The sequence below is a fragment of the Cellulosimicrobium cellulans genome, assembly GCF_006539945.1.
In the GTDB taxonomy this organism is placed as follows: domain Bacteria; phylum Actinomycetota; class Actinomycetes; order Actinomycetales; family Cellulomonadaceae; genus Cellulosimicrobium; species Cellulosimicrobium cellulans.
The window spans coordinates 59,344-67,944 of record NZ_BJNZ01000025.1 but is presented as its reverse complement, the minus strand read 5'-3'; the positions used below and the strand labels follow the sequence as shown (position 1 = coordinate 67,944).

The following is an 8,601-nucleotide window of genomic DNA, read 5'->3' as shown; positions in this document are numbered from 1 at the left end:
GCCGGGTCGGCGGCCTCGCCCGACGGCGCCGGGTCGACGTGCGCGTCGCCCGGACCCGGCTGCGTCGGCTCCGGGGACGCCGGGGCCGGCTCGACCCCGTCGTCGGCCCCGCCCTGCTCCGCCTGCTCGGCGGCGTCCGGAGGGGTGTCCGGCGCGCCGGGCGTGGTCGGCGCCGCCGAGGTGTCCGAGGGATGCTCCAGGTCGTCCGCCGAGCGGCCGTCGGCCAGCGTCCGCGACGAGCGGTCGTCCCGCGGGTCCCGGCCGTCGAGCCAGGACTCCGGGCCGGTCCCCTGCCACGGCAGCGCCGCGACCACCGGCCCGAGCGGGCCGACGTGCTCCGGGCGGAGCTCGCCGGTCGCCGTCGCGACCGTGACGCCCAGCGGTGGGCCGAGCAGCAGCGCCGCGGCGACCCCCGACGTCACGGCGACCCGCGGACCGGACCGCAGGTGCCGCGCGAACGGGCCGCCCCGCCGTCGGGCGGCCGCGGGCGTCGGGACCGCGGACGACGGACGCGCGGCTCGCGACGTCTCGGGTGCCGGTCGCGACCGGGGCACCTCCGCGGGCGCTCCGGCCCGGTGCCGGGGCGTGCGCTGCGGGGCCATCGCCCGACCCTACCCACCCTGACCGCGGATGTGTACCGTTTCGTCCGTTCTGCCCGCTGTCCCCCTGCCGCCGTGGGTCAGGCGATCGACGGCTCCTCGGGTGCCGAGACGGTGAACACCGCGCCGGCGATGAGCGGCACGGACGTCACGCGGCGCTCGAGGTCGTCGAGGCGGCGCGCGACCGACGTCTCCGACTCGTCGCCGCGCAGGTCCACGCTCGCCACGAGGTACAGCGCGCGCGGGCCCACGTACTCGAGACGCAGGTAGGTCACGCGCTCGACCTCGGGCAGGTCCCGGATGCCGTCAAGGACGGCGGCGCGCGTCGCGGGCATCGCGGCCTCGCCCACGAGGAACCGGCGGTTACGGTCGATGAGCACGACGGACACCACGGCGAGCACGAGTCCGACGACGATCGACCCGATCGCGTCCGGGACGGGAGACCCCGTGAGCTGGTGCGCGAGCACCCCGCCGAACGCGACGACGAGGCCGACCAGCGCGGCGGCGTCCTCCGCGTACACGGCGCGCAGCGTGGGGTCGGAGGTCACGAGCACGTGGTGCAGCGTGTCGCGGTCGGCCGCCCGCGCCTCGTCGCGCGCCTGGCGGCGGGCCCGGAGGAACGACACGCCCTCCAGGACGAACGCGAAGGCCAGCACGGCGTACGCGACGACGAAGCTGTCCGCGGGCTCGGGGTGCACGAGCTCCTGTATGCCGTGCGTGATCGACACCCCCGCGCCGACGGCGAACAGCCCGATCGCCGCGAACATCGACCACACGTACGCCTCGCGGCCGAACCCGAGCGGGTGCTGGGCGTCGGCGGGGCGCCGCGAGCGCTTGTCGGCGACGAGGAGGAAGATCTCGTTGCCGGTGTCCGCCCACGAGTGCACGGCCTCGGCGAGCATGGACGCGGACCCGGTGATCGTCGCGGCGACGGTCTTGGCGCCCGCGACGAGCGCGTTCGCGAGGAACGCGACGATGACGGTGACCGTGCTCTCGCCGCCGTCCTCCGGCCGGGCGACCCGCGGGTTGCGCGACTCCGGCTGCGGCGGGGCGGGCGTGGGGGCGTCGGCCATGCTGCCGGTCTATCAGCCGTGCTCACGGCCCGCGCGCCGAGCGGTGGCCTCCCCTCGGAGCCGCCGTCGGCGCGGCACGCGCCGACGGGCGCGTCAGCGCTCCGAGGTCCCGGACCCCGAGGGACCGACGTCGCCGCCGGCCGTGTCGGCGGTGTCGGCGAGGTCCACGTCGCCCGGGGCTGCGGGCTCGGCGCCCTCGCGCGGCGTCGGCCGGTCGGCACTCCCGGCGCCCGCGTGCTCGCCGACGTCCTCACGCTCCGCGGCGTCCTGGTCGCGCGTGAGCTCGTCCACGACGAGCAGGTCGGTGCGCACCTTGCCGGTCCGGTACCCGGCACGACCGACCATGTGCGCCGCGACGGGCGACGTGAGGAGCTGGAAGATCACGACGAGGAGGAGCGTCGCGACGGCGCCCCACGAGCGCAGCCGCAGGCTCAGCCCCGCGAGCACGAGGATCAGCCCCAGGACCTGGGGCTTCGTGGCCGCGTGCATGCGCGCGAGGAGGTCGGGGAAGCGCACGACGCCGACGCCCGCGGCGAACGCGAGGAAGGCGCCGCACAGCAGGAAGAGCGCCGAGACGACGTCGGCCACGGTGTCCCAGAACGCGGTCGTCGGGTCCATCACCGCACCTCCCCCTCAGGCGTCCCGCCGTGGTGCTCGGGGTCCACGGCGGAGTCCCGGTCGGCCTCCTCGGCCTCGCGGCGCGCGGCGTCCTCCGCCGCGATCTCGTCGGCCGTGCGGATGCGACCCTCGTCCTCGGGCTCGACGGACGCGAACCGCGCGATCGTCACCGAGCCCACGAACCCGACGAGCGACAGCACGACGAGGATCGGGATGGTGTCCGTGCGCCGCGAGAACGCCGCCTCGAGCGCGATCGCCCCGACGAGCGTGGTCGTGAAGACGTCGAGCGCGATGGTGCGGTCGAGCATCGACGGACCGCGCTCGGCGCGGACGATCGCGAGGCTCGCGCCGACGGCGAGCAGCGCGGCGCTCGCGATCACGACGACGAGGTAGACGGTGTCGCTCATGCCTCGGCCACCTCTCGCGTCGACGGGTCGCGGTACAGGCCCGCGGCGCGCAGCTCGTCGTTCGACGCGAGCGCGAGCAGGACGCGCGCCTCCAGGGCGAGCGTGTCCGCGCGGACCTTCTCCACGCCGCCCGCGGACTCGACGTCGAGCACGTGCAGGTAGAGCATCCCGGTGAGGCGGTGGGCCTCGACGACGATCGAGCCGGGCACGAGCGAGGAGAGCTCCGCCGTGATCGTCAGGTAGATGTCCGACGGGTTGCGCAGCCGCACGCCCACGACGGCGCCGCGCGGTGTGTGCCGTGGCGTGAGCGCGAGCAGGCTCACCTGGAACGACGCGACGACGAGGTCGGAGACGAAGCGCGCGACGAGCACGGTGAACGGCCACGGCCGGAGCTTCCCGCGCGCAGCGATCGAGGGCAGCGGGAAGAACGTGATGACGGCGAAGCCGAGGATGACGCCCGCGAGGACGTTGCCCCACGACAGGTCGCCCCAGAGCATGACCCAGACGATCGTCAGCCACAGGATCGTGCGCCACTGCGTGGTGACGCGCGCGAACCAGCCGGACGCGAGCGCACGACGGCGGCGGTGCAGGCTCATCCGTCCCCACCCCCGGTCGTCGTGGCGGGCTCGGTGCCGTCCGTCTCGCCAGTGGCGACCTCGTTCGACTCGCCCTGCCCGCGGTCGGAGTCGCCCGGGAACACGGCGTCGACGTACGTGTGGCCGTCGAGCAGCGTCGCGGCCGCACGCTCCGTGTACGAGTAGAGCGGTCCGGCCACCACGGTGAGCGCGAGGCCGAAGGCGACGAGCGCCGTCGCCGGCCCGACCATCCCGCGCGGGAGGCGCGCGTCCGCGGGGATCTCGACGGGCGCCGTCTGCCAGAAGGCCTTGTTCCAGGCCTTGACGATCGCGTACAGCGTGAGGAGCGACGTCACGACGGACCCCACGACGAGCGCCCACGCGAGCGGCGTGCCCTGCGCGACGCCCTCCTCCAGCAGGCCGACCTTGCCCAGGAAGCCCGACAGCGGCGGGATCCCGGCGAGGTTCATCGCGGGGATGAAGAACAGGATCGCGAGCCCCGGCGCGAGCTTGGCGAGGCCGCCGAGCCGGTCGAGCGACGTCGAGCCGCCGCGGCGTTCCACGAGGCCGACGACGAGGAACAGCGTCGTCTGCACGGTGATGTGGTGCACGACGTAGAAGATCGCGGCGGCCATGCCCGGCTCGGACGCGAGCGCGATGCCGAAGATCATGTAGCCGATGTGGCTCACGAGCGTGAACGACAGGAGTCGCTTGATGTCGTTCTGCGCGACGGCGCCGAGGATCCCGACGACCATCGTGAGCAGCGCGAGCCACATGAGGACGTCGTCGACCACGCTGTCCTCGGGGAACAGGAGGGTCTGCGTGCGGATGATCGCGTAGACGCCCACCTTGGTGAGCAGGCCCGCGAACACCGCCGTGACGGGCGCGGGCGCCGTCGGGTAGGAGTCGGGCAGCCAGGCGGACAGCGGGAAGATGGCCGCCTTGATGCCGAACGCGAGCAGCAGCAGGAGCTGGATGGCGAGCGCCGTGCCCGGGTCGATCTCCGCGTAGCGCTCGGAGAGCTGGGCGAGGTTCACCGTGCCCGTCGCCGCGTACGTCAGCGCGATCGCCACGAGGAAGACGATCGACGACAGCAGCGCGACGACGACGTAGATCGACCCCGCCCGGATGCGCTCGCCCGTGCCGCCGAGCGTCAGGAGCACGTAGCTCGCGGCGAGGAAGATCTCGAACCCGACGTAGAGGTTGAACAGGTCGCCCGAGAGGAAGGCGTTGAACACGCCCGCCGCGAGGACCATGAACGTCGGGTGGTAGATGGCGACCGGTGCCTCCTCGTCGCCGTCCGCCACGCCCTGCGCGAGCGAGTAGAGCAGGACGCACAGCATGACGAAGCTCGAGACCACGAGCATGAGCGAGGAGAGCCGGTCCGCGACGAGGTCGATCCCGACCGGTGCCGCCCAGCCGCCGACGTCGACGACGATCGGCCCGGAGTCGGCCGCGACGAGCAGCCCCACCGACGCCGCGAGGACGAGCGCGAGGGCGGCGACCGTGATGAGCCGCTGCGCGCGCGGGTGGCGCCACAGCGCGAGCGCGGCGCCGGCGGCGACGAGCGGGAGGACGACGGGCAGCGGGACGAGCGCCGCGGCGGTGAGGCTCATCGCGGCTCCTTCCCGTCGTCGCTGCGGTCGTCAGGTCGTGGGTCGTCCGGGCGGTCGTGGCGGGTGTCGTCGTCCGCCGCGGCCTGCGGGGCCGGGGACGACGGCGGTTCCTGCCCGTCGGTGATCCCGTCGCCGTCGCCGTCCGTCTCGTCGCGGACCTCGGCGGCCTCGTCGTCCAGGCTCGCGCCGCTCTCCTCCGTGTCCGCGTCCTCGAACGCGGGGGCGTTGCGCGCGGCGTGCCGCGCGACGCGGCGGTCCTCGAGGTCGTCCTGCACCTCGTCGTGGCCGTGGAGCTGCCACGAGCGGTAGGCCATCGCAAGCACGAAGGCCGTGATGCCGAGCGTGATGACGATCGCGGTGAGCACCATCGCCTGGACGAGCGGATCGCTCATCTCGTCCTCGGGCGTCGTGCCGATGAGCGGCGCTCCCCCGGCCTGGCCGCCCGCGACGAGGAACAGCAGGTTCGCGCCGTTGCCCATGAGGATGAAGCCGAGCAGGACGCGCGTCAGGCTGCGCTCCAGCAGCAGGTAGACGCCCGCCGCGAAGAGCACGCCGATCGCGAGCACGAGGACGACGCTCGGGGTCATGTCGATGACGTTCACCGCCGACCACCCCCGATCGAGTCGGGCTCCATGGCCTCGAGCGGCCCGGTGTCCTCGCCGGGCTCGCGCCCGGCGGCGGCGCGCTCGGCGTGCCGGTCGATCTCCGCACCCAGGGTGCGCAGGATGTCGAGGACGAGGCCCACGACGACGAGGAACACGCCGACGTCGAAGAACAGCGACGTGACGAGGTGGATCTCCCCGACGAGCGGCAGCGCGATGTCGTACGCGTCGCTGCCGAGCACGTTGCCGGTGAGCAGGAACGCGACGAGGCCCACGCCCGCGGACAGGAAGAGTCCCGTGCCCAGGAGCAGACCGGGGTGCACCGGCGCCGCCTCCCCGAGCTCGTACCGGCCGCCCGCGAGGTAGCGCACGATGAGCGCGATGCCGACCACGAGCCCGGCCGCGAACCCGCCGCCCGGCGCGTTGTGGCCGGAGAACAGCAGGAAGAGCGCGAACACGATCATCGCGTGGAACAGCACGCGCGTGACGACCTCGAAGATCACCGAGCGTCTCTGCGGCGCGAGCGTGCGGCCCGCGCTGAGCCACACGAGCATGCGCGGCTGGTCCTTCTCGGTGACCCCGCGGCGACGCAGCGCGGCACCGGGGTCGTCGTCCTCGCTCCACACGCCCGAGCCCGAGCCCGAGGAGGTCGTGGCGGGGCGGGCCCCCGACGCCCGCAGGATCTCGCCGCTGCGCGTGCGCAGGAACACGAGGGACGCGACCCCCGTGGCCGCCGCGAGGAGGACCGAGATCTCGCCCATCGTGTCCCACGCGCGGATGTCGACGAGCGTCACGTTGACGATGTTCTTGCCGTGCCCGAACTCGTACGCCTCGGCCGGGAAGTCGACGGAGATCGGCGTCGCGACCCGCGCGAGGGGTGCCACGACCGCGAAGCCCATCATGACGACGGCGACGGCCAGGCCGATGCCCAGGCGCACCCACCGGCTCGCGGCGAGCGGCCGGTTGGAGAAGTACGCGGGCAGGCGGCGCAGCACGAGCACCATGACGACGAGCGTGATCGTCTCGACGAGGACCTGCGTGAGCGCGAGGTCGGGCGCGCCGTGCAGGAGGAAGAGGACGGCGTTGCCGTACCCCGCGATGCCGACGAGGATCACGGCCTTGAGCCGGCGGCGCGAGCGTGCGGCGAGCACCGAGGCGATGCAGATCGCGGCGACCGCGACGAGCTGCGCGGGACGGTCCCAGGCCTTGAGCTGCTCGGGCCACGCCGTCTGCACGACCATGACGATCCCCGGCCCGAGCACGAGGACCACGAGGATCGCGCCCAGGTAGAACGGCAGCGAGCCACGCTGGGTGACGGCGGTGACGTCCGCCGCGAGGTCGTCGAGCTTGCGCATGACCTTGCGGTACGTGACGTCGGCCTCGGGGCCGGTCCACAGCGACGCCTGGAAGCGCTCGACGCGCGCCCGCTGCCAGAACAGCACGACGCCGACCGCGAGGACGAGGACGGTGAGCGCGAGCGCGGGGGTGAAGCCTGCCCACAGGACGAGGTGCCCGGGCTCGCCCACGGGGTACGTGTCCGCGTAGGGCGCGAGGAGATCCTCGCCGAAGTGGGGCACGAGCGCCGTCGCGAGGCCGAGGACCGCGAGCACGACGGCCGGGCTCACGAGCAGGAACGGCTGGCGATGGATGCGCGCAGGGTCGATCGGCGGCTCGTCCGCCGCGACGGCGGGGCCGCGCGCGGCGCTCGGACGCAGGCCCACGTGCTCGTTCGCGCGCGACGGGGACGTGCCGAGGTGCGGCTTGGACGCGAACGCGCCCCACCAGAACCGGATCCCGTACGCGACGGTGAACATCGACCCGACGACGACGGCCCACAGGACCACCGTGTCGACCCAGACGGGACCCTCGCCGTGCAGGAGCGACTCGAGCGCCGCCTCCTTCGCGACGTACCCCGCGAACGGCGGCAGCCCGATCATCGACGCCGTCGCGAGGCCGCCCGCGACCGCCGTCCACGGCAGGGCCTTGCCCACCCCGGTGAGACGACGCAGGTCGCGCGTGCCGGTCGCCGCGTCGACCACGCCCACGACGAGGAACAGCGACGCCTTGAACATCGCGTGCGCGCCGATCATCGCGAGCCCGGCGAGCGCCGCGCCGCGCGTGCCGAGGCCCACGAGCAGGATGATGAGGCCGAGCTGGCTCACGGTGCCGAAGGCGAGCACGAGCTTGAGGTCGTACTGGCGCAGCGCGCGGTAGCCGCCGACGAGCAGCGTGCCCGCGCCGAGCGCGATGACCATCGACCGCCACACGGTCGTGTCGGAGTACGCGGGCGCGAACCGTGCGACGAGGTAGACGCCCGCCTTGACCATCGCGGCCGCGTGCAGGTAGGCGCTGACCGGGGTCGGCGCGGCCATCGCCGCGGGCAGCCAGAAGTGCAGCGGGATGAGCGCGGACTTGCTCGCCGCACCGACGAGGAGGCACACGATCGCGGCGGTCACCGCGCCGCCCGTCGGCGGGTCGGCGATGATCTCCGACATCCGGAAGGTCCCGCCCTGCACGCCGAGGATCACGACGCCCACGAGCATCGCCAGGCCGCCCGCCGTCGTCACGACGATCGCCTGCATCGCGGCACGACGGCTCGCCTTGCGGTCGGCGTAGTGGCCGATGAGCAGGTAGGAGAAGACGGTCGTGAGCTCCCAGAAGACGAACAGGAGCAGCATGTCGTCCGCGGTGACGAGCCCGACCATGGCCCCGGCGAACGCCGTGAGCACGCCGCCGAACCGCCGCAGACCCTGCGCGGTGGGCGAGAAGTAGGCCGAGCAGTAGACGAGGACGAGCGCGCCGACGCCGCCGACGAGCAGCAGCATGAGCCACGACAGGGTGTCCATGCGGAACGCCAGCTCGAGCCCGAGGCCGGGTACCCACTCGACGACCTGCGTCGGGTGCTCCCCCGACATCACACGGTCGGTCCAGGCGAGCGCGTAGACCGCGGCCGACGCCGGCGCGAGCGCCATGACGAGGAACGCCCGGCGGCCGAGGAGCGAGACGAGTGCGGGCGCGCCCAGTGCCATCACGAGATGGGCAACGAGCACGTAGAGCACGGGCCGCTCCGTCCGGGTCGGGGGCGGGGTGGGCAGGCGATGCAGGGGGTCT

7 protein-coding genes and 1 pseudogene are annotated in these 8,601 nt (G+C 73.8%); all 8 read right to left on the bottom strand.

The window, feature by feature from the left end; all coding sequences use genetic code 11:
• A pseudogene (locus tag CCE02nite_RS16180) lies at nucleotides 1–602 on the bottom strand (hypothetical protein); the annotation flags it as partial.
• 77 nt (nucleotides 603–679) lie between these two features.
• A complete protein-coding gene (locus CCE02nite_RS16175) occupies nucleotides 680–1,672 on the bottom strand; it encodes a cation diffusion facilitator family transporter (protein WP_141390653.1) in 993 nt (330 codons plus the stop codon).
• Between the two features lie 93 nt (nucleotides 1,673–1,765).
• Entirely contained in the window at nucleotides 1,766–2,290 is a 525-nt protein-coding gene (gene mnhG, locus CCE02nite_RS16170; protein ID WP_218027137.1) for a monovalent cation/H(+) antiporter subunit G, read from the bottom strand.
• On the bottom strand, nucleotides 2,290–2,697 hold the full coding sequence (locus tag CCE02nite_RS16165; protein ID WP_141390652.1) for an MrpF/PhaF family protein: 408 nt from the start codon (nucleotides 2,695–2,697) through the stop codon (nucleotides 2,290–2,292). The genes mnhG and CCE02nite_RS16165 overlap by 1 nt, the downstream gene beginning before the upstream one ends.
• Nucleotides 2,694–3,293: a Na+/H+ antiporter subunit E gene (locus CCE02nite_RS16160; RefSeq protein WP_141390651.1), complete on the bottom strand. Its 600-nt coding sequence runs from the start codon at nucleotides 3,291–3,293 to the stop codon at nucleotides 2,694–2,696. Before CCE02nite_RS16160 ends, CCE02nite_RS16165 begins: the two co-directional genes overlap by 4 nt.
• A complete protein-coding gene (locus CCE02nite_RS16155; RefSeq protein WP_141390650.1) occupies nucleotides 3,290–4,888 on the bottom strand; it encodes a Na+/H+ antiporter subunit D in 1,599 nt (532 codons plus the stop codon). The genes CCE02nite_RS16160 and CCE02nite_RS16155 overlap by 4 nt, the downstream gene beginning before the upstream one ends.
• Nucleotides 4,885–5,490, bottom strand: a complete 606-nt coding sequence (locus CCE02nite_RS16150; RefSeq protein WP_371861934.1) for a Na(+)/H(+) antiporter subunit C — start codon at nucleotides 5,488–5,490, stop codon at nucleotides 4,885–4,887. Before CCE02nite_RS16150 ends, CCE02nite_RS16155 begins: the two co-directional genes overlap by 4 nt.
• Entirely contained in the window at nucleotides 5,487–8,549 is a 3,063-nt protein-coding gene (locus CCE02nite_RS16145) for a Na+/H+ antiporter subunit A (RefSeq protein WP_141390648.1), read from the bottom strand. Before CCE02nite_RS16145 ends, CCE02nite_RS16150 begins: the two co-directional genes overlap by 4 nt.
• Nucleotides 8,550–8,601: the final 52 nt, after the last annotated feature.